This window comes from Pseudomonas graminis (assembly GCF_004364335.1).
GTDB lineage: Bacteria > Pseudomonadota > Gammaproteobacteria > Pseudomonadales > Pseudomonadaceae > Aquipseudomonas > Aquipseudomonas graminis_D.
Genome location: NZ_SOCR01000002.1, coordinates 86,319 through 106,265, shown reverse-complemented (window position 1 = coordinate 106,265; position 19,947 = coordinate 86,319). Strand labels below are relative to the sequence as shown.

At 63.2% G+C, this 19,947-nt stretch carries 16 protein-coding genes and 1 pseudogene; 13 read left to right on the top strand and 4 right to left on the bottom strand.

All coding sequences use genetic code 11. The annotated features are described in order from the left end of the window. Positions 1 to 274: 274 nt before the first annotated feature. Positions 275 to 1,213 (bottom strand): class I SAM-dependent methyltransferase, encoded by a 939-nt coding sequence (locus tag EC919_RS02910; protein WP_133771058.1) that lies wholly within the window; start codon positions 1,211 to 1,213, stop codon positions 275 to 277. A 179-nt stretch (positions 1,214 to 1,392) separates the two neighbouring features. Here EC919_RS02910 and EC919_RS02905 point away from each other — a divergent pair, with 179 nt between their 5' ends. Beyond that, a complete protein-coding gene (locus tag EC919_RS02905; RefSeq protein ID WP_133771056.1) occupies positions 1,393 to 1,926 on the top strand; it encodes a GNAT family N-acetyltransferase in 534 nt (177 codons plus the stop codon). Between the two features lie 9 nt (positions 1,927 to 1,935). Here the strand turns inward: EC919_RS02905 and EC919_RS02900 are convergent, their stop codons facing one another. After that, entirely contained in the window at positions 1,936 to 3,180 is a 1,245-nt protein-coding gene (locus EC919_RS02900; RefSeq protein ID WP_166650476.1) for an MFS transporter, read from the bottom strand. Between the two features lie 221 nt (positions 3,181 to 3,401). On the opposite strand from EC919_RS02900, the gene hemB reads away from it, so the two are divergent. Then, positions 3,402 to 4,376, top strand: a complete 975-nt coding sequence (hemB, locus tag EC919_RS02895; RefSeq protein WP_133771052.1) for a porphobilinogen synthase — start codon at positions 3,402 to 3,404, stop codon at positions 4,374 to 4,376. A 254-nt stretch (positions 4,377 to 4,630) separates the two neighbouring features. Here the strand turns inward: hemB and EC919_RS02890 are convergent, their stop codons facing one another. Next, positions 4,631 to 5,578 (bottom strand): VTT domain-containing protein, encoded by a 948-nt coding sequence (locus EC919_RS02890; RefSeq protein WP_133771050.1) that lies wholly within the window; start codon positions 5,576 to 5,578, stop codon positions 4,631 to 4,633. A 209-nt stretch (positions 5,579 to 5,787) separates the two neighbouring features. Between EC919_RS02890 and EC919_RS02885 the strand changes: the two genes are divergently transcribed. Continuing rightward, positions 5,788 to 6,273: a Dps family protein gene (locus EC919_RS02885; protein WP_074887695.1), complete on the top strand. Its 486-nt coding sequence runs from the start codon at positions 5,788 to 5,790 to the stop codon at positions 6,271 to 6,273. A gap of 193 nt (positions 6,274 to 6,466) precedes the next feature. Here EC919_RS02885 and EC919_RS02880 read toward each other — a convergent pair whose 3' ends face one another. Then, a complete protein-coding gene (locus EC919_RS02880; RefSeq protein WP_133771048.1) occupies positions 6,467 to 7,897 on the bottom strand; it encodes a mechanosensitive ion channel family protein in 1,431 nt (476 codons plus the stop codon). 210 nt (positions 7,898 to 8,107) lie between these two features. On the opposite strand from EC919_RS02880, the gene EC919_RS02875 reads away from it, so the two are divergent. The 10 genes and pseudogenes from EC919_RS02875 (at position 8,108) to EC919_RS02825 (ending at position 19,883) form a co-directional block, all read left to right on the top strand. Next, on the top strand, positions 8,108 to 9,100 hold the full coding sequence (locus EC919_RS02875) for an MBL fold metallo-hydrolase (protein WP_133771046.1): 993 nt from the start codon (positions 8,108 to 8,110) through the stop codon (positions 9,098 to 9,100). A gap of 301 nt (positions 9,101 to 9,401) precedes the next feature. Then, a complete protein-coding gene (locus tag EC919_RS02870) occupies positions 9,402 to 10,931 on the top strand; it encodes an ATP-binding protein (RefSeq protein WP_166650475.1) in 1,530 nt (509 codons plus the stop codon). A gap of 87 nt (positions 10,932 to 11,018) precedes the next feature. Then, on the top strand, positions 11,019 to 11,636 hold the full coding sequence (locus tag EC919_RS02865; RefSeq protein ID WP_208294943.1) for a response regulator transcription factor: 618 nt from the start codon (positions 11,019 to 11,021) through the stop codon (positions 11,634 to 11,636). Between the two features lie 196 nt (positions 11,637 to 11,832). Next, complete coding sequence (locus EC919_RS02860) at positions 11,833 to 14,118, top strand: ATP-binding protein (RefSeq protein WP_133771042.1); 2,286 nt, start codon at positions 11,833 to 11,835, stop codon at positions 14,116 to 14,118. Between the two features lie 317 nt (positions 14,119 to 14,435). Further along, complete coding sequence (locus EC919_RS02855) at positions 14,436 to 14,858, top strand: helix-turn-helix domain-containing protein (RefSeq protein ID WP_133771039.1); 423 nt, start codon at positions 14,436 to 14,438, stop codon at positions 14,856 to 14,858. Between the two features lie 145 nt (positions 14,859 to 15,003). Continuing rightward, complete coding sequence (locus EC919_RS02850; protein WP_133771037.1) at positions 15,004 to 15,924, top strand: LysR family transcriptional regulator; 921 nt, start codon at positions 15,004 to 15,006, stop codon at positions 15,922 to 15,924. 975 nt (positions 15,925 to 16,899) lie between these two features. Continuing rightward, positions 16,900 to 17,316, top strand: coding sequence for a DoxX family protein (locus EC919_RS02840; protein ID WP_133771033.1), 417 nt, complete (start codon positions 16,900 to 16,902; stop codon positions 17,314 to 17,316). Then, entirely contained in the window at positions 17,309 to 17,938 is a 630-nt protein-coding gene (locus EC919_RS02835) for an antibiotic biosynthesis monooxygenase (protein ID WP_133771031.1), read from the top strand. Before EC919_RS02840 ends, EC919_RS02835 begins: the two co-directional genes overlap by 8 nt. Continuing rightward, positions 17,928 to 18,086 carry a twin-arginine translocation signal domain-containing protein gene (locus EC919_RS02830; RefSeq protein ID WP_166650474.1) on the top strand — a complete coding sequence of 53 codons (159 nt, stop codon included), beginning with the start codon at positions 17,928 to 17,930 and terminating at the stop codon, positions 18,084 to 18,086. Before EC919_RS02835 ends, EC919_RS02830 begins: the two co-directional genes overlap by 11 nt. Then, a pseudogene (locus EC919_RS02825) lies at positions 18,083 to 19,883 on the top strand (amidohydrolase). The gene EC919_RS02830 and the pseudogene EC919_RS02825 overlap by 4 nt, the downstream one beginning before the upstream one ends. Positions 19,884 to 19,947 lie beyond the last annotated feature (64 nt).

Here is a 19,947-nt window from a genome sequence, read left to right as displayed (position 1 = left end):
GGCCTCTTCCCGGCTAAAGCCGGTCCCACTGACATAGCGCGATCAATGAGTGGGACCGGCTTCAGCCGGGAAGGCATCGGATGTCACACCGCAAAATCGATGGCGTAAAAACGGGCCCATTCCCGGCTGAAGCCGGTCCCACCGACGCACTGCGATCACTTAGTGGGACCGGCTTTAGCCGGGAAGGCGTCGGATGTCACACTGCAGAATTGATGGCGTAAAAACGGGCCTCTTCCCGGCTGAAGCCGGTCCCACGAAGACGCCTGCAGCGCGATCACCCCTGGCGAAACACCAACGCCTTCAATCCACCCCCTTCCTCGGCATCGGCAAATTCCGGTGGGTTTTCCAGACGCTGTTCGAACCGCAACCCCGGCGCTTCGCGGGTCACGCCTTCGATGAGAAAGTCCGCGCCCAGCAATGGGTCGTTCATGCACGCCAGCACCGTGCCTTCTGCCGTCAACAGCTCCGGTAATTTGCGCAGTACCCGCTGATAGTCCTTGGTCAGCAAGAAACTGCCTTTCTGAAACGACGGCGGGTCGATGATCACCAGATCATAGGGCCCGGTGCTTTTGACCTTGCCCCAGGACTTGAACAGCTCGTGGCCGAGAAAGGTGACCTTGCTCAGGTCGTGGCCATTCAAGCGATGGTTGTCACGACCGCGACTCAGCGCCGCCCGGGACATGTCCAGATTGACCACAAAATCGGCGCCACCCTCGATCGCTGCCACCGAAAACCCGCAGGTGTAAGCAAACAGGTTCAGCACCCGTTTGCCCGCCGCATTGGCCCGCACCCAGTCGCGGCCATAGCGCATGTCGAGGAACAGCCCGGTGTTCTGTTTTTTGCCGAAATCCACGAGATAGCTCAAACCGCCCTCGGTCAGCGTCCATTCCTCCAGCACCTCGCCCAGCAACGCTTCGGTGTGGCTGTCCGGCAGATAGCGGTGCTGCAGCAACAGCGTATGGGCGCGGGATTGCTGCCACGCCGGTGACTCGATCAGTCTGGACAGCCGCTGCTTCAGCGCTTCCAGCTCGTCGGCGGCCGGTTCCTTGAACAACGACACCAGCACCACGCCCTGCATCCAGTCGACGGTCAGCTGTTCCAGCCCCGGCCAGCGTCGGCCACGGCCGTGAAACAGGCGACGGGTCTCGGCGGGCGCGTGGGCGAGGGCGGTCTGAAGGTGGGAGTCGAGCAGGTCGAGGGCGTCGGCATTCATCGGTGGGCGGCAGATCGGCAGTGGGAAAGGGCGGCATTCTAGACCAATCGCGGCGCCAGCACTCGTCGCCCCTGCATCCGCCGCGAAAGCCTCGGCATACGCCACAACCGGGTTGGACAGGCCCACCGCTTCACGGGCAAGCTTTGCTCCCCCGCGTTCTGATCTGGAAAGGAAATGCCATGGCCGACGAACTGATCCTGCGCGACGCCCGCGAGTCCGATATGCCCGCCGTGCAGGCGATCTATGCCCATCATGTGATCCACGGCACCGCCAGTTTCGAGCTGGAGCCGCCGACCCTTGAGCAAATGCTGCAGCGCCGCGCCGCCATCTGCGCCAACGGCTTGCCTTATCTGGTCGCCGAGCGCGACGGTGAAGTGGTTGGCTACGGTTACGCCACCCTGTACCGGCCGCGCCCGGCCTATCGCTTCACCGTGGAAGATTCGGTTTACGTGCGCGATGGCATGGCCGGGTTCGGCATTGGCCACGCGCTGCTGGCGGCGGTCATCCAGCACTGCACGGCATCCGGCCGGCGGCAGATGGTGGCGATCATTGGCAACAGCGAAAATACCGCCTCCATCCGGCTGCACGCACGACTGGGTTTTCGCCATGTCGGCGTGTTCGAGTCCGTCGGCTTTAAGCACGGTCGCTGGCTGGACACGGTGATCATGCAGCGCGAACTGGGCGAGGGCGCAACAACCACGCCTCACAGTTAACAGGATTAATCAACTGGCCGGCGCGCCGTGGGGCTGATCTTGGGTTTCGTGTTCGCCGGTTTCCGGCACCGCCAGCCACAGCAGCACGAACGCCACCGCCGCAATCGCCGCCAACGTCAAGAACGCCGCGCTGTAGCCCGCCTCGCGGACGACCAGCCCGGCCAGCCCGTTGCTTAGCGCCGCGCCCAGGCCGAACACTGTCGAGATGGCCCCCAAGCTGACATTGAACCGCCCGGTGCCGCGCGTCAGGTCCTTGACCACCAATGGCAGCAGCGCACCGAACGCCCCGGCGCCGATGCCGTCCAGCAATTGCACCCCCACCAGCCAGTAGGGATTGTCGGACATGACATACAGCACGCCCCGCAGCGGCAGAAAAATGAAGCCCGCCAGCAACAAGGGTTTGCGCCCCCACACGTCGGCCTTGGCGCCCACCAGCCAGGCCACGGGCACCATCACCAGTTGTGCCGCGACGATGCAGGCGGAGGTCAGCGGCGTGGCGAGGTTGACGTCGATCTGCGAGAGCTTCTGACTCACCAGCGGCAGCATCGCCGCATTGGCCAGGTGAAACAGCCCGCAGCAGATGGCGAACACCAGCAACGGCCGGTTGTGCAGCAAGACGGCCCAGCCACTGGGCTGATCCTTACCCTGGTCATGGTTGGGGTCGAAGCCACGCGCGACCTCGTGGTCGATCGCCGAGGCATCGACGAACGCCACCGCGACAATGCTCGCCACGGCCATGAACGCCATCAGGTAGAACACCGCAATCGGCCCGAAGATCCAGGAAAAGATCCCGGCCAACAGGGCTGCGCAGGCGTTGCCGGCGTGGTTCCAGGTTTCGTTGCGTCCGGTGCGGCGGGTAAACGCCTTGGGCCCGGTGATACCGAGGGAGATGGCGGCGATGGCCGGGGCGAACACCGAGCCTGCAATGGCGCTGATGCTCTGGGTGATCGCCACCCAGGTGAACGAGTGAATGAACGGCAGCACCAGGCACCCGGCCGTCACCAGCAAAGCGGCCACGATGACCACCAGGCGCTTGCTGCGGGTGCGGTCAATCAGCGCACCCGCAGGCGTTTGCGTGACCAGCGCGGCGATGCCGGCGAGGGTCATGACCAGCCCGATACTCGCCGGATCCCACTTGTGCACCGCCAGCAGATAGATCGCGAGATAGGGCCCAAGGCCGTCGCGTACATCCGCCAGAAAGAAGTTAAGACCGTCCAGAGAACGGTTGTTGCGCTGATCGGATGGGTTGCTCAAGGTCGGCCTCACTGTGGCGATGCGCGAGCGAAACGGCTGCGGCATTGCTAAATGACCCGGCGCCATTCTTTTGGTTCTGCACACTGTTGCGGCTTACGTAACGGACTTTCTTGTCAGCGCGTTTGAATCGAAACCGGCGCAGGCATAAGCTTCGCGCCATTGATATCGCCGGACGTGTTGGCTCCGGCGATCTTCCGGATATTCTTGACTCAGGAACCGCCATGTCCAGTCTGTTTCCCGCTGCCCGTCCACGCCGTCTGCGCAGCAACGAAAACTTCCGCACGTTGTTCCAGGAAAGCGAATTCACCCTGAACGATCTCGTGTTGCCGATCTTCGTCGAAGAAGAAATCGACGACTTCGTGCCGATCAACAGCATGCCCGGCGTGCAGCGCATCCCTGAGTCCAAGCTGGCGCAGGAAGTCGAGCGCTACGCTCGCGCCGGGATCAAGTCGGTCATGACCTTTGGCGTATCCCACCACCTGGATGCCACCGGCAGCGACACCTGGCAGGAGAACGGCCTGGTCTCGCGGATCTCGCGCACCATCAAATCCGCCGTGCCGGAGATGATCGTGATGTCCGACACCTGCTTCTGCGAATACACCGACCACGGCCATTGCGGCGTGATGCACGGCGGCCATGTCGACAACGACGCGACCATTGAGAACCTTGGCAAACAGGCCGTCATGGCAGCGCGTGCCGGTGCTGACGTGATTGCTCCGTCGGCGGCGATGGATGGGCAGGTGAAAGCAATTCGTGCGGCGCTGGATGCCGCCGGGTTCACCCAGACGCCGATCATGGCGTACTCGACCAAGTTCGCCTCGGCGCTGTACGGCCCGTTCCGCGAAGCCGGCGGCTCGGCGCTCAAGGGCGACCGCAAAACCTACCAGATGAACCCGATGAACCGCCGTGAAGCCCTGCGCGAATCGCTGCTGGACGAGGCCGAAGGCGCCGATGCGCTGATGGTCAAACCGGCCGGCGCGTACTTGGACATCATTCGCGACATCCGCGAAGCCTCGAACCTGCCACTGGCGGCGTATCAGGTCAGCGGCGAGTACGCGATGATCAAGTTCGGCGCCCAGGCCGGCGCCATCGACGAACACCGTGTGGTGCGCGAAACCCTCGGCGCCATCAAGCGCGCGGGTGCGGATCTGATCTTCACGTACTTCGCGATGGACTTGGCGCTGAGCGGGATCTGATCCGGCTTCATTCAGCCAGAGGATCGGATTGCCCGGTCCTCTGAAGGTGCGAAATCCTGGGCCCCGTTGCTGACGATTCGACCGGTGACTCGCCCGCGATGGGGCTGAATAATCCCGGTCATCTGTAGGAGCCGGCTTGCTGGCGAATGCTGTGTGTCAGGCGCCGAATTCGGTGCTGGACAGGGTTCGCCAGCAAGCCGGCTCCTACGGATCTGTCTCCAGCCAGACTCAGGTGGGCGTTACCTGCGTCGCCCTCACACCGCCGTTCTGCCCGGCACCTCAGCCTGCACATGGGCAGCCTGCCAGGCATCCAGCCCACCGATCAGCGCCTTGCCCCGGGTCAGACCGTGGGCGTGGAGCTTTTCCGCCAGCAATGCCGCCGACAGCTCGTTCGGGCAGGCGCAATAGAACACCATGTCGACATCGCCCAGGCGCTCGATCCACGGGGCAATCGGCTCCTCAAGACTGATCGACACTGCACCCGGAATGCCTTCGATGACGGCCGCATGAAAACTCGGCCGCACGTCGATAACCACCGGCGCATCATCGGTGTCGCGCAGGGCCAGCAGCTCGGGAACGGTGATGCGCGGGACCCGTGCCGTGCGCGCCTGGAGCCTACGCCGCTTGGCGTACTTCCAGCCAATGAACAGCCCCAGCACGGCCAGCACGCTGACGATGGCAACCGGTATGTAGCCGCTCAACCAGTCAAGCATGGGGATCAGCGCATCGCGGAAGAGCATGCCCAACAGCAGCGCCGAGCCCGCCCAGATAAACGAGCCCGCCAGGGAATAGCGCACGAACACCCAGATGGGCGTGGCGTTCATGCCAGCCACGGTGGTGACCAGCGCACCTGCGCCGGGCAGGAATTTCGACAGCAGCATTGCCCGCGGACCGACGCGCTCATAGACGGTCAGCCCTTGACGAATGCAGGTGTCCTGGGACAGGGAAATCCTGCAGATGGTCTTCAGCAGCACGCCGCCGTAGCGTTTGCCGGCCCAGTACCACAGCGCATCGGCGATCAGGCAGGCGACCATCGCCACCAGCACCCCGGCGCCCAGCAACGGCTTGCTTTGCATGGCCAGCGCACCGGTGACGATCAGCGTGGGGTACGCCGGCACCGGCAATCCGATCTGTTCCAGCAGTACGTTGATGAACACCAGCAACAGCCCATGGCTTTCATTCAGCTGCTGCAGTTCGTTCATGGCGGTGCCTGTTCGGGAGGTTCTGGGAGCAAAAAAGAGTGACCGTACCGTCGCCGAACAGCCCTTATGTGTCAACGCCGATTGTCTTTGGTCAACGGCGTTTCATAGCCAGCGTTGATGGCAGCGATTGCCATGGCTGATTTCCGTCGCCAGGCTGTGCTCCCTAGAATGGCCGGTCTCAGCAATCAACAGACCTAAGGGAGCAACCCATGGCTATCGAAATCGGAATCAACGAGCAGGACCGTGCAGAGATCGTTGAAGGACTGTCGCGGCTGCTTTCCGATACCTACGTGCTGTACCTGAAAACCCACAACTTCCACTGGAACGTCACCGGCCCGATGTTCCGCACGCTGCACCTGCTGTTTGAAGAGCAGTACACCGAACTGGCAACCGCAGTAGACTCCATTGCCGAACGTATCCGTGCTTTGGGCTTCCCGGCACCGGGTACCTATTCCACCTACGCACGGTTGTCGTCGATCAAGGAAGAGCCGGGCGTGCCCGCTGCCACTGACATGATCCAGCAACTGGTTGAAGGGCAGGAGGCGGTGGTGAGAACTGCCCGCGAACTGTTCCCGTTGCTGGAGAAAGTCAGCGACGAGCCCACTGCCGACCTGCTGACCCAGCGCATGCAAGTCCACGAAAAAGCCGCCTGGATGCTCCGCTCGCTGCTGGAAGGTGACGGGTTCGTTGGGTAAAAACTGCGTCGCGGTTGAAGGCTGATTGCCGGCTGAAGCCAGGCCCGCAAAACCGCCGCGATCAATCGTGGGACTGCGATCATTGTAGGACCGGCTTCAGCCGGGAAAGCGTCGGAGGCCACACCGCAAGATTTAGGGTGCTGGCACAGGCCCATTCCCGGCTAAAGCCGGTCCCACTGAATTCGCCCTTCACTCAGCGCTTCTGCAACCACCCCAGAAAATTGTTCTTCCTGATCACCACCGGCTTACGCATCAGCACATGCTGGGTGCCTTGCTGGCGGACCGCTTGCAGTTTGTTCAACGCCGTCACGATCTCGACGCGTTGTTCCATGGCCTGGCGGGTGGCGGCTTTGTCGATGCGGTAAACGACGCAGGAGGTGAGGGCGGTGAAGCGCGCCTGGGACGGCGTGTCGGCCAGCACACTCTGTTCACCCATCACCTCGCCAGGACCCATGCGCCCGGCTTCTACCCTCTCGTTGCCATCCTTGACGCTTGCCGACACCACGCCCGTGGCGATCACCAGCAAGCCGTCGGTGATCTCATCGACTTCGATAATCGTCTGCCCGGCCGTGTATTCCTGCGCGACCATGCTCTGGGCCAGTTGGTCCTTCTCCTCAGCGGTGGTGGTGCGGAACACCTTGACCTCGTCCAGCAGCGCCCGGGGCCGTGACATCGCCTCAGCGGTGGTTTCCGACTGCCACGCAATGCCCGCCGCTTCCAGATGCCGATAGGCCAGGTCAAACAGCAGATTGCGCACGTCGCTCTTGTTGTTCAGGTCGCTGATGAACCCGGTGATCACGTATTCGATGGTGGTCGGGCTGGTCTCCTTGACCACTGCGCGGGGCTTGGGCGTCTGCAGCAGAGCGCTGCAACCCTGCAGCGCACGTTCCAGGGCATCGAGTACCCGGCGCGGGCGAATGTGCGGCGACATCATGATGTTGATCGACACGCCATGGATATGGACCGGTCGGCTCAAATTCACGATTTTGGCCTTGGCCGCCACGGAATTGGGGATGACCACCATGGTGCCGACGCCCGTCAGCAGGTGCGTGGCACGCCAGTCGATGTCCATCACTTTGCCTTCCATGCCGTCGATGGAGATCGAGTCGTCGACCTGATATGGCTTGGTGGTGTTGAGGATGATCCCGGAGAACACGTCGCTCAGCGTGCTCTGCAGGGCCAGGCCGACGATGATCGCCATCGCCCCGGACGTTGCGAGCAGACCCTTGACCGGCAGCTGGAGCACGTAACCCGCCGCCGCGACGATGGCAATCAGGAAAATCACCGCGCCGATGACTTCCTGCAACAGCCGACCGCTATGCCCCACGCGACTGGTCAGCGCCAGCCCGAGCACCACGGTGAGGGTACGCGCGGCATAGATCCACCAAATGATCGCCAGCACGGTGGCGCCGAATTGCAGGGCGCTGTCGTCAGGCCAGGCCGGCGCTTCCAGCGGGCTCACGCCGGCATTGATGATCACCAGGCTGTAGGCGACGAATGCCCCCAGCCGCGTGGCGATACGCGCCAGCCGGTTGCGGTCGGCCAGCAAGTGCCAGGCCAGCAGGTCGGCGAGCAGCAGGAGCAGGCTCCACGCCAGCGAATAATGGGGGACGACGGTCGACATGGCAGATATCCGCAGGAAAAGTGCAGGGCTGAAGTGGCCCGCGCGAATGCGCGCGAACAATGTAGGCACGGCCATGATCGCCGTCTATAACCGATGGTGCGCGCTGAGTCTGCAAAGAAGCACACTGCTTCAAGCACATTGCTTCAAGACCATTGCCCATGAGCAGCACAGTATTTGACGCCTCACTTTCTTTCGATTCGAGGCATCGCCATGCGCACATCTGTTATCCCGCTCGCCCGTTCCCTTGCTCTCGGAGTCGCCTTGTGCTCCGGCGTCGTCCTGGCTCAAGCGCCGGCCCAGCAGAAAACCCAGGTGCCCGGGTATTTCCGTCTGGCCGTCGGCGACTACGAGGTCACGGCGCTCTTCGACGGCTACAACGACCTGTCGCCCAAGCTGCTCAAAGGCATGAAGCCCGAAGCGATCCGCGCGTTGCTGGCCCGTCGTGCCATTGAAACACCGGGCGTGCAGACCGCGTTCAACGCCTTCCTGATCAACACCGGCGAGCACCTGATCCTCGTCGACACCGGCGCCGGCCAGTGCATCGGCGAGACGGCCGGTATGCTCTCGCAAAACATCAAGGCGGCGGGATATCAGCCGGATCAGGTCGACACCGTTCTGCTCACCCACCTGCACCTGGATCACGTCTGCGGTCTGGTCGACGCCGACAAGAAACCGGTGTTTGCCAACGCCACGGTCTATGCCGCCAAGCCGGAAGCCGATTACTGGCTGGACCCGACCGCCCTCGGCCGCGTGCCGGAACAGGCCAAGGCGTACTTCAAGATCGCCCAGGATTCCACCGCGCCCTACGTCGCCGCTGGCCGGTTCAAGACGTTCACGCCGGGCCAGTCGCCGGTGCCGGAAGTGAACACGGCGCTGGAAGCGGGGCATACCCCAGGCAGCACCACGTACCAGTTCAGCTCCAAAGGCCAGACCATCCTGTTCATCGGTGACCTCATCCACAGCCTCGCCGTGCAGTTCGATCACCCGGACGTCAGCATCGCCTTCGACGAAAACAGCCAGAAGGCCATCGCCAGCCGTGATCAGGTGTTCACTCAAGCCGCCAGCCAGAAAATCTGGATCGCCGCCGCGCACCTGCCATTCCCCGGCACCGGCCACATCGTCGCCATCGACAAGCACTTCCAGTGGGTGCCGGTCGAGTACGGCCCTTACCAGCGCGCGGCCCATGTGCCGTTGCTGGAATAGCTCACCGACGCAATAAAAACGCCCCGGTCTAAAAGCCGGGGCGTTTTTTATTGCGGGTTTTCGTCGAGGCCAGGTATCGGCCGTGGCACTCGTCCCTCATGTTCAGTCATCACAGCTTGCAGCTTGCCGCATAACCTCACGGCCACTATCCCTACAGCTAATATCGGCGATTGTTTTTAGCTGGTTAGATGAGCCCTTGGTAAAAATGGATAGCTGCGCAGAACGTCTCCGGGATTCAAGCCCGCCCGGAAAACGGTCAGCGAATCAGGGTCTGCGACTCCACTTCCAAGGACTGCATGAAATGATAAGTCTCGGTCAGACGATGATTTCCCGCGAGCACAGAGACGTGTTCAAGGACGGCGTCGCCATGCGCATTGGCACCCGCGCCTTCGACATTCTCGACTTATTGCTGCGTCATCAAGGTCAGTTGGTGAGCAAGGAGCTGATCCTCCAGAGTGTCTGGCCGGACACCGTGGTTGAGGAGAACAACCTGCAAGTGCATATCTCCGCGCTGCGCAAGGCGTTGGGCACCGACCGCGAGCAGATCCGCACCGTGCCGGGCCGTGGCTATGTGCTGCTGGGCGGGGAAAACCTCGGACACGAGACCCGTCCGTCAGCCACGCTGCAGGGCGTCAGTTGCAATCACCGGCTGCCGGCACGCGTCGCCTTGCTCGGTCGCCAGGCGTTGCTCGATGAGGTGAGCAACGCCCTGGCGGAGGGCTGCGCGCTGGTCACGCTGATCGGCCCGGGCGGTGTCGGTAAAACCGCGCTGGCCGCGGAACTGGGGCAGACGCTTCTGGACGCCGGCACCACCCCGGTGTATTTCGTGCCGCTGGCGCAACTGCAATGCGCCGAGCTGCTGCTGGAAGCGTTCTCCAGCGCGGTGGGTGTGGACTGCAGTGGCGGCGACCCTGACCTGCAAGGGCTGATTCGCTACCTTCAGCAGCAGCCGGGCCTGATCATCCTGGACAACTGCGAGCATCTGGTCGAAAGCGTCGCCAGCCTGCTGGAAGTGATCCTGCGTGGCGCGCCGGCGGTGCGCGCGGTGGCGACCAGTCGCGAGCCGTTGCGCATTGCCGGCGAGCGCAGCCTGCAAGTGCCGCCCCTTGATACGCCTGAACTGAACGCCTCCCGAGACCTTGTTCTGCGCAGTGCGTCGGCGCAATTGTTCCTGCGCCAGTGGCGTGCACTGGACAGCCACCTGGCGTCTGACGGCAATGCCGAACTGGACGATTACAGCATTGAGCTGGTGGGTGAAATCTGCCGCCGGCTCGACGGCATGCCGCTGGCACTGGAAATGGCCGCCGCCCGGGCCTGCGCCCTTGGGCTGTATCAATTGGTGGCGAGCCTGGACGGCAGCCTGCACATGCTCTCGGCTTCACTGCGCACCGCGCCGCCGCGTCAGCAAACGTTGCAGGCTTCGCTGGCGTGGAGCCTGCGCTTGCTCGGTCGCGAAGAACGCACGGTGCTGCGGCGGCTGGCCGAGCTGGAGGGTCGCTTCACCCTGGAACGCGCGTGTGATGCCTTGCAGCGCACCCGTATGCCGCGCGCCTGCATCATGGACTGCATCGTGCGGCTGGCGACCAAGTCGCTGCTGATGGTCAGCGCCCAGGGGCCCTTCCGTTTCTACCGGATGCTCGGTACAACCCGCGCCTGCCTGCTGACGGCCAGCGCCCACGACACCTTTCCGACAACGGAGGTCAGCGCGCCCCGTGCGCAGGATTGCGACGCACCGTCTGCATTGGCGACGCTGCAAAGCATCAGGGCTGTGCCGGCCGGGCCCGACGGGTATCATGCCCGGCATCAGAGAGCCCTGGCCCTTAGCCGTTGATCAGCCCGTTGATCAGCCCGTTGACGCGCCTGCTGCTGCCGCAGTTGCTGCGCTCGTCGATGGGACAAAACCCTTCATGAGCCTGTTATGAGCGTGAATCCCAAGGTCTATGTGGTGGACGATGATGCCGCCATCCGCACCTCGTTACAGCGTCTGTTGAACTCGGCAGACATCGTCTGCGAAGTGTTCGACAGCGCCCAGGCGTTTCTTGACCGGCCGCTGAGCCAGGGCCCCGTCTGCCTGTTGCTGGACGTCAACCTGGCTCAGGGCACCGGCTTCGATTTGCAGCAGACCTTGCTGGGTCGCGGCCAGACGTTCCCGATCATTTTCATGACCGGTTACGGCACCATCGCCATGTCGGTCCGCGCCATCAAAGCCGGCGCCCGCGAGTTTCTGACCAAACCCTTCGAGCCGGAGCAATTGCTGGATCTGGTGCGTGAAGCGCTGAGCAGCGACGCGACGAGCCTGGACGAGCGCTGCCTGACCGCTTGCGTCAAGACGCGCTTCGACAGCCTCACGCCGAGGGAACGGCAAGTCATGGCGCTGCTGATCACCGGCCAGATGAATAAACAGATTGCGGCGCAACTGGGCACCAGCGAAGTCACCGCCAAAGTTCATAAAAGGCACGTATTGACCAAAATGAATGCGCGCAATGTCATCGAGCTGCTGAAGATGAGTGACCGGCTGGGCTGCCTGGTGAAATGACTCCGCGGATGTGCGGTGCTTTTAGTGGGACCGGCTTTTAGCCGGGAATAGGCCGGTTTGAGCGACCTCGGATTGACGGTGTGACGTCCGACGCCTTCCCGGCTGAAGCCGGTCCTACGGGGATCTGCGTTGTTTTTGTAGGACTGGCTTTAGCCGGGAAATCGCACCCCTCACAGGATTCCAATCAAGGGGCTTCATGAGCAGCATTTTCAACGGCCCCTACACGGCTATCTCCAGCGCCGGGGCATTCGGGCCCCAATGGGTGGAGCAGCTCGTCTGGCAGTTGCTGTTTGTCGATGGAGAACTCGCTCATTACCGGGTCACGCTGACGCCGGAAGATCGCCGCTGGCGCATCGTTCGCCCTGCACCCGACGCCTCGATCGCTGCCGTCCGCCGCCTGGAACACGAATTTTCACTGGCCCCCCGGCTGATGCCGCAATGGGCCGTACAGCCGGTCGCGTTGCTGTCGGGCCCGGAAGGGACGCTGCTGGTGCTGGAGGATGCCAGCGTCCCGGCACTGCATGAACAGCCCGACGCGCCGCTGTCCATCGAGGGCTTTTTGCAGCGCGCCATCGCTGCCACTGCCGCTGTCACAGGCGTTCACCAAGCGGGCCTGCTGCACCGCGAAATCAAGCCATGCAACCTGATCGAAGACGCAAACGGCGTGGTGCGCCTCAGCGGTTTCGGCCTGAGCGTTGACGTGCAAGCGGCACCGCAACTGCCGGTGTCCGACGCCCTGTGTGGTTCGCTCGGCTACATGGCGCCCGAGCAGTCGCGGCGGGTACAGCGCCAGGCTGATCAACGCAGCGACCTCTATGCGCTGGGCATGACTTTTTACGAATGGCTGGTCGGCCGATTGCCGTTCAAGGCCGCCGATGCCGTGGAATGGGTGTATTGCCACGTGGCGCGTATCCCGCCGCCGTTGAGCCAGCATCGCGGTGATATCCCTGCGCCGCTGGCCGATCTCGTGCATCGGCTGATCGCCAAAAACCCGGATGACCGTTACCAGAGCGCCGCCGATCTGCATGGGCACCTGGGCGAGATGCTCCAGCAATGGCAGCAACTCCGGGACATTCCGGATGTGCAGTCCGACCTCCCTGATGAGCGACATGACACGTCCGCCATCCCGCTCGGTCCCGGTCCGAACCCTGCGCCGGGGCTGGAAAACGTGTTATCGGCACACACCTCCATCCCCCTGGCCGGACGCGAGGCCCTCGACCTGTCATCCGTCATGAAATCGGCCCACGCCCTGCGCGATGAAAGCGAGCAGGACCGGCTGATCGAAACCCTGCTGCGCAACACCATCGTCCATGCCGGTGCGCAACGGGCCTTGCTGTTGCTCGTTAAAGACGACGCCCCGGTGATCTGCGCAATCGGCCAGAGTGGCGACGATGGCTTGCGCATCGAGCTGACGGACACGGTTCCCGACAGACAGCACCTGCCGCTGTCGATCCTGTACCGGGTGATGCGTACCCGCCAGCGCCTGGTGCTGGACGATGTCTGCACCGATGCCTACTTCGGCGCCGACGAATACCTGCGCCAGCATCCGGTGCGCTCGGCGCTGTGCGTGCCGCTGGTCAAAGAGGGCAGGGTGCTTGGCGTGCTGTACCTGGAAAACAACCTCGCGCCGGGCGTGTTCACGATCTGCCGCACCGAAGTGCTGGAACTGCTCGCCAGCCAGGCGGCGATTTCCCTGGAAACCGCGCGCCTGCATCAGGCGTTGGAGCAGGAGAACGCGCGGCGTCGGGATGTGGAAATCGCCCTGCGCGGCGCCCGGGCCAGGCTGGCCAGCGTTGCACAGGCCACGGTAATGGGTGAACTGGCGGCGTCCATCGCCCACGAAATCAATCAGCCCCTGGCCTCGATGGTGTCCAACGCTGCCGCCGGCATCCGCTGGCTCAATCGCGAAAACCCGCAGGTGGAAGAAGCCTTGTCCGGGCTGCGCGACATCGTTGCCGAAGGCCGACGCGCCGGAGAAATCGTCAACGCGCTGCAGAGCCTGGCGCGGCAAGGCCCGCATCACCGGCGCCGGCTGCTGGTCAACGACGTGATTCGCCATGTGGTCGCGCTGACCGGCGTCGAGGTCGAGCAACAGCGGGTCCTGATGACCACCCATCTGACCTGTTCACCGTTGCGGGTCTGCGCCTCCAGCGTGCAATTGCAGCAAGTGATGCTGAACCTGATCCTCAACGCGCTGGACGCCATGAGCGCGGGGGACCACGTGCTGCGGCGGCTGTCGATCACCAGTGAAGTAGTGGGACGCGACTTTATGGTGGTCAGCGTTGAAGACAGCGGGCGCGGCATCGAGCCGGGGGACATGAATCAGCTGTTCAATGCCTTTTTTACCACCAAGGACAAAGGCATGGGCATGGGGCTGGCGATCTGTCAGTCAATCATCAGCGCCCACGGGGGCCACCTCTACGCGATGCCGGCACGCTACGGCGGCGCAACCTTCGTGTTTATGTTGCCCATTGTCGAGTAACGCTGACGGCTCATCGACGTGCGCCATTCAATAAGGCCATGTCGAAGCAAGCAGTCGTTCGCAGAAGCCGCCGGCGTTCAGGCGATGGGCGTGTGCCGTCCCTCGCCGCGAACCGAACCTTTGGAGTGAACACGGTAATGCGCTGGCCAATGGCCGTCCTTGGTGGGGTCTGAAATGTTCTGAAAAGTGGCTCGGCGCACTGCAGCGAGGCACGACGTCGTACCACTTTTCAGAACGTTTAATACCCCGAGAAGGACTTTAAGAACCGCGCTCTAGACACTTCACTCACCGCTGACTGTGAAGCTGGAGCGCCTGGCATGACTGCATTCAACCCCTCGCTGAACCATGAATCCGTTCTCGAACGCGTCGCACTGTCGCCGTGGCAGGAGCGCCGGGCCAAGGACTTGATGTCCAGCCAGATGGACAAAGGCCTGTCCATCGCCCGCATTGCCGCCGAGTGTTCGTTGTCGCGGAGTCATTTCTCCCGCGCATTCAAGAAGAACACCGGGCTCTCGCCCCGCGACTGGTTCTTGCAGATGCGCCTGGAAAAGGCCCGGGCCTTGCTCGGCGAGTCAGTGCTGACTATCTCGCAGATCAGCCTGGATTGTGGCTTCGCCGATCAGTCCCATTTCACCCGGGTGTTCACCCGCGTGGTGGGGCTGACCCCGTTCAGCTGGCGACGCACCATGACCCTGTCGCCGCCCACAGGGCGTGTGGCGCAGAGCGTGCACGCCTGTTGAGGATGGCTAGCCTTGCCACTGCGTTTGACGGGTGACAGCACCGATGTTCAAGACACGCCTTGAGCGGCTGTGTATACCTGCGCCGGTCTGGCGTCGTCAGGCCTCCCGAAAACGGCCCATTGAAATCCCCCAACGGAATCGCTGAATGAACCGCAACGACCTGCGCCGCGTCGACATGAACCTGCTGGTGATCTTCGAAGCGCTGATGTTCGAGCGCAACCTGACGCGGGTGGCGGAGAAGCTGTTCATGGGCCAGCCGGCGATCAGTGCGGCACTGGCGCGGCTGCGCGATTTGTTCGACGACCCCTTGCTGCTGCGCAACGGTCGCGCCATGGAGCCGACCGCCCGGGCGCTGGCGATTCTCAAGGAACTGCAGCCAGCGCTGGACACCATTTCCGGGGCGGTGAGCCGGGCCAAGGAATTCGATCCGGCGACCAGTTGCGACATCTTCCGCATCGGCTTGTCGGACGACGCCGAGTTCGGTCTGTTCCCGCCCTTGCTCAACCGCCTGCGCGAAGAAGCGCCGGGCATTATCGTGGTGGTGCGCCGTGCCAACTTCCTGCTGATGCCGGCGCTGCTGGCCTCCGGTGAAATTTCGGTGGGCATCAGCTACACCACCGAACTGCCGGCCAACGCCAAGCGCAAGAAGCTGCGCGACATTGGCGTCAAGGTCCTGCGCGGCGACAAACGCCCCGAGCCGTTGACGCTGGACGAATTTTGCCAGCGGCCGCACACCATGGTGTCGTTTTCCGGTGATTTGAGCGGCAACATCGACATTGACCTGGCGAAAGTCGGGCGGGCGAGGAGGGTGGTGGTGGCGGTGCCGCAATTCAGCGGGCTGCGGGCGTTGCTGGCGGGCACCGAGCTGATCGCGACGGTGCCCGATTACGCGGCCTGCGCTTTGATTGAAGGCTGCGCGTTGCGCGCGGAGGATCCGCCATTCCCCATTGCGCCTGCTGAGTTGTCGATGGTGTGGGCGGGCGTGCACGACAACGACCCGGCCGAGCGCTGGCTGCGCTCGCGGATTACTGAGTTCATGTCTCAGGAGACGCGGCCTTTGCCGTAGCGCCCGGCCTTCAAGATCAAGAGCGTCTGCCTGGGGGCAGACTGTTTCGCCTTCGGCGAGTTACTTGGAAAAGCACCCCAAGTAACCAAGGGTGCTTGCTCCTGGTTGGGCCCTTCCTTCGTCAGGGTTCCTTCACTCCGGTCTCGCTCCGTGGGCCCGCCGCCATCCGCCATCCATGGCGGGGGGCGGCTCTCGCGGCATCCATGCCGCTAGGTCCACTCCGCGAGACCTGCGTTCAGCCTGCACCCAAGTCGCGATGGGTGTCGTTTGGAATTTTTGCGTACTGGATCAAAAGCAAAAGCTTCCCGGCTAAAGCCGGTCCTACAGGGGGCGCCGTCGGGCCCACTGACTGCACGCATACTCACTGTAGGAGCCGGCTTGCTGGCGAACCCGGTGGGTCAGGTATGAATATGCCGACTGACAGAATGCATTCGCCAGCAAGCCGGCTCCTACGAAAAAATGCGTTCGTTCGGGTACGACGGTGACCGATCAAACATCGTCGAAACAACACGTGCTCAGTAGGACTGGCTTTAGCCGGGAAGCCCTTGATCTGCTCTCGATCTGCTTTTGATCTTGATCCTCTTACATAGCCAGCCCAGACACCACCTATCGCGACTTGGGTGCAGGCCGCACGCAGACGACGCGGAGTGGGCCGAGCGGCATGGATGCCGCGAGAGCGCCGTCAGGACATGGATGTCCGTTCGGCGCGGGCCCACGGAGCGTCGTCGGAGTGAGGGTATTCCGACGAAGGAGGAACCCAACCAGGAGCAAGCACCCTTGGTTACTTGGGGTGCTTTTCCAAGTAACTCGCCGAAGGCGAAACCGAGGCCGTTAGGCCGACGCTCTTGATCTTAAGGATCTTGATCTGGCTCCTCAAAAGCACGTCTGTTCAATACCCACCCCCATCGCCCCGCCACACTGAATCCATTGGCCACATACTCCGCAAGTCGTGGCCCAAGAGATCAAAGGTGGGCAATGACCTATTCAACCTGCAACGACCGCGCACAAGACCTCGGGCTGCTCTTCCTCAGATCCGCCGGCGCGCTGTTCCTGCTCTTCGTCCACGGCCTGCCCAAGCTCCTCGACTTCAACACCCAACTGACCCTCATCGAAGACCCGTTCCACCTCGGCGCCACCCTGACCCTGAGCATCGCCATCTTCGCCGAAGTCCTCTGCCCGTTGCTGATTCTCACCGGCGTACTGGCGCGACTGGCCTGCCTGCCTATTCTCATCCTGCTGCTGGTCGCGCTCGTCGTGGTGCACAGCGAGTGGAGCGTCGAACAGGGCCAGTTCGGCTGGTTATTACTGATCATCTTCACCAGTGTGCTGATCGCCGGACCCGGTCGTCTGGCGCTCAACCGTGGTTTGCCTGGAGCGCTTCGCTATGCCTGATTACGCCACGACCGCCGACATCGTCCCGACGTCGAAACTGTCCGCCGATGAAATCGTCACCCTGGTGGTCAAGCACCGCATCAAGGCCGGCCTCGAAGCCCAGTACGAAGCCTGGCTGCGGCGCATCGTTGCCATGGCGGCCAGTTATCCGGGGCATCTGGGCGTGGACGTCATACGCGGCAAAGCCGACGGCCTGCACATGTTCACCTGCGTGCTGCGATTCTGCTCGACCGATGCCATGCACCGCTGGCTCGACTCGTCCCACCGCCGCGAGCTGGTGGCCGAAGCGTCGCCCATGCTGGCCGACGGCGACCTCACCGAGGTCAACCCGCATAACGAATTCTGGTTCGTCCCCGCCGCCGAAAATCCGCCGCCGCGCTGGAAACAGGCCTGCGTGACCTTCCTGGTGATCTGCCCGCTGACCCTGTTGATCCCGCTGGTCTGGGGACCGGTGTTCCGCCTCTATCCGCTGCTGGCCAATTACATCATCAGCACCGCGCTGGTCACCGTGACCATCGTTTTGCTGGTGGTGTACGTGCTGATGCCCCGGGCGACGCGGCTGTTTGCGCCGTGGCTGAATGCCCGGCCCGCGCCTGTGGCCGGAGCCGATCATGAAGGATGACGACGCCGATCAACCGTCTTCCAGCGACCGCCGCCGTTTCGTCGCCAAAGGCTCGTTGCTCGGCGCGGCCGCCGCAGTGTTTCTTCCATGCCTGCCACCGGCCTTGCTGTCGGGGCGTCCCACTCTTCTGCCAACGGAGGCGCGATGAACGTCGATCTGATTCTCTTCAACGGTAATTTCCACACGGTGGACCAGGAAAAACCCAAGGCCAGTGCCGTGGCCATCAGCGGCGGAAAATTCGTCGCCGTGGGCACCGACGCCGAGATCATGGCCCAGCGCGGCCCGGCCACGCAGGTCATCGACCTGCACAAGCGCACGGTGATTCCGGGCCTCAACGACTCGCACTTGCACCTGATCCGTGGCGGGCTCAATTACAACCTCGAGCTGCGCTGGGAAGGCGTACCGTCCCTGGCCGACGCGTTGCGCATGCTCAAGGCCCAGGCCGACCGCACGCCAACACCGCAATGGGTGCGCGTGGTCGGTGGCTGGAACGAATTCCAGTTCGCCGAAAAACGCATGCCGACCCTCGAAGAACTCAATCAGGCCGCCCCCGACACCCCGGTGTTCGTCCTGCATTTGTACGACCGCGCGCTGCTCAACCGCGCCGCGCTGCGGGTCGCCGGTTACACCCGTGACACGCCGAACCCGCCGGGTGGCGAGATCGTCCGCGACAGCAATGGCGACCCGACCGGCATGCTGGTGGCCAAGCCCAACGCGATGATTCTCTATTCGACCCTGGCCAAGGGGCCGAAGCTGCCGCTGGAGTACCAGATCAACTCGACGCGCCAGTTCATGCGCGAGCTGAACCGTTTAGGCCTGACCAGCGCCATCGACGCCGGCGGCGGTTATCAGAATTACCCGGACGATTACGCCGTCATCACGCAACTGGCCGAGGCCAAACAGCTGACCGTGCGCATCGCCTACAACCTGTTCACCCAGAAGCCCAAGGAAGAGCTGGAAGACTTCAAGCACTGGACCAACACCGTCACGCTGCACCAGGGCGATGACTTCCTGCGCCACAACGGCGCTGGCGAGATGCTGACCTTCTCGGCCGCGGATTTCGAAGACTTCCTCGAGCCGCGCCCGGATTTGCCGGCCGGTCGAGCACCGCTGGCCGTTCCGCTTGCACGCCACTTACGACGAATCGATTTCGCGCATGCTCGACGTGTTCGAGAAGGTCAATCGCGACATCCCGTTCAACGGTATTCCGTGGTTCTTCGACCACTGCGAAACCATCACGCCGAAGAACATCGAGCGGGTCAAGGCGCTGGGCGGCGGCATCGCGATTCAGGACCGCATGGCCTTCCAGGGCGAGTACTTCGTCGAGCGCTACGGTGCCAAGGCCGGCGAACACACGCCGCCGATCAAACGCATGCTGGCCGAAGGCGTGCCGGTCGGCGCTGGGACCGACGCCACCCGCGTGTCGAGCTACAACCCGTGGACTTCGTTGTACTGGATGGTCAGCGGCCGCACCGTCGGCGGCCTGGCGCTGTACCCGGAAGGCTTGTCCCGGGAAACCGCGCTGGAGCTGTTCACCCGTGGCAGCGCCTGGTTTTCCTCCGAACAGGGCAAGAAAGGTCAGATCAAGGTTGGCCAGCTGGCGGACGTGGTGGCGCTGTCCCAGGACTTTTTCAGCGTGCCGGAAGAGTCGATCAAGTGGATCGAGTCGGTGCTGACCATCGTCGACGGCAAGGTGGTGTACGGCGCCGGCGAGTTCGACGATCTGGCGCCGCCGAGTGTGCCGGTGCTGCCGGACTGGTCGCCGGTTTCCAAAGTCCCGGGCCACTGGCGCCAGGGCGCACCCATGGCCGCGGCGGTTCACCAGTGCAGCGGACCCTGCGGCGTCCATGCCCACAGCCACGACAAAGCGCGTCAGTCGAAAGTACCGGTCAGCGACTTTCAGGGTTTCTGGGGTGCGTTTGGCTGTTCGTGTTTCGCCTTCTGATCAGCGCCTGAAATGGGCAATTGAAAAGAGCATGAAAAGCCTCGTCGGCACCGACCGACGGGGC

What these genes read in the sequence shown, in the direction of transcription:
- EC919_RS02855 (WP_133771039.1), top strand. Translation starts at nt 14,436, where the DNA reads ATGACTGCATTCAACCCCTCGCTGAACCATGAATCCGTTCTCGAACGC.
- EC919_RS02850 (WP_133771037.1), top strand. Translation starts at nt 15,004, where the DNA reads ATGAACCGCAACGACCTGCGCCGCGTCGACATGAACCTGCTGGTGATC.
- EC919_RS02860 (WP_133771042.1), top strand. Translation starts at nt 11,833, where the DNA reads ATGAGCAGCATTTTCAACGGCCCCTACACGGCTATCTCCAGCGCCGGG.
- EC919_RS02835 (WP_133771031.1), top strand. Translation starts at nt 17,309, where the DNA reads ATGCCTGATTACGCCACGACCGCCGACATCGTCCCGACGTCGAAACTG.
- hemB (WP_133771052.1), top strand. Translation starts at nt 3,402, where the DNA reads ATGTCCAGTCTGTTTCCCGCTGCCCGTCCACGCCGTCTGCGCAGCAAC.
- EC919_RS02830 (WP_166650474.1), top strand. Translation starts at nt 17,928, where the DNA reads ATGAAGGATGACGACGCCGATCAACCGTCTTCCAGCGACCGCCGCCGT.
- EC919_RS02910 (WP_133771058.1), bottom strand. Translation starts at nt 1,213, where the DNA reads ATGAATGCCGACGCCCTCGACCTGCTCGACTCCCACCTTCAGACCGCC.
- EC919_RS02905 (WP_133771056.1), top strand. Translation starts at nt 1,393, where the DNA reads ATGGCCGACGAACTGATCCTGCGCGACGCCCGCGAGTCCGATATGCCC.
- EC919_RS02865 (WP_208294943.1), top strand. Translation starts at nt 11,019, where the DNA reads ATGAGCGTGAATCCCAAGGTCTATGTGGTGGACGATGATGCCGCCATC.
- EC919_RS02840 (WP_133771033.1), top strand. Translation starts at nt 16,900, where the DNA reads ATGACCTATTCAACCTGCAACGACCGCGCACAAGACCTCGGGCTGCTC.
- EC919_RS02880 (WP_133771048.1), bottom strand. Translation starts at nt 7,897, where the DNA reads ATGTCGACCGTCGTCCCCCATTATTCGCTGGCGTGGAGCCTGCTCCTG.
- EC919_RS02875 (WP_133771046.1), top strand. Translation starts at nt 8,108, where the DNA reads ATGCGCACATCTGTTATCCCGCTCGCCCGTTCCCTTGCTCTCGGAGTC.
- EC919_RS02870 (WP_166650475.1), top strand. Translation starts at nt 9,402, where the DNA reads ATGATAAGTCTCGGTCAGACGATGATTTCCCGCGAGCACAGAGACGTG.
- EC919_RS02885 (WP_074887695.1), top strand. Translation starts at nt 5,788, where the DNA reads ATGGCTATCGAAATCGGAATCAACGAGCAGGACCGTGCAGAGATCGTT.
- EC919_RS02890 (WP_133771050.1), bottom strand. Translation starts at nt 5,578, where the DNA reads ATGAACGAACTGCAGCAGCTGAATGAAAGCCATGGGCTGTTGCTGGTG.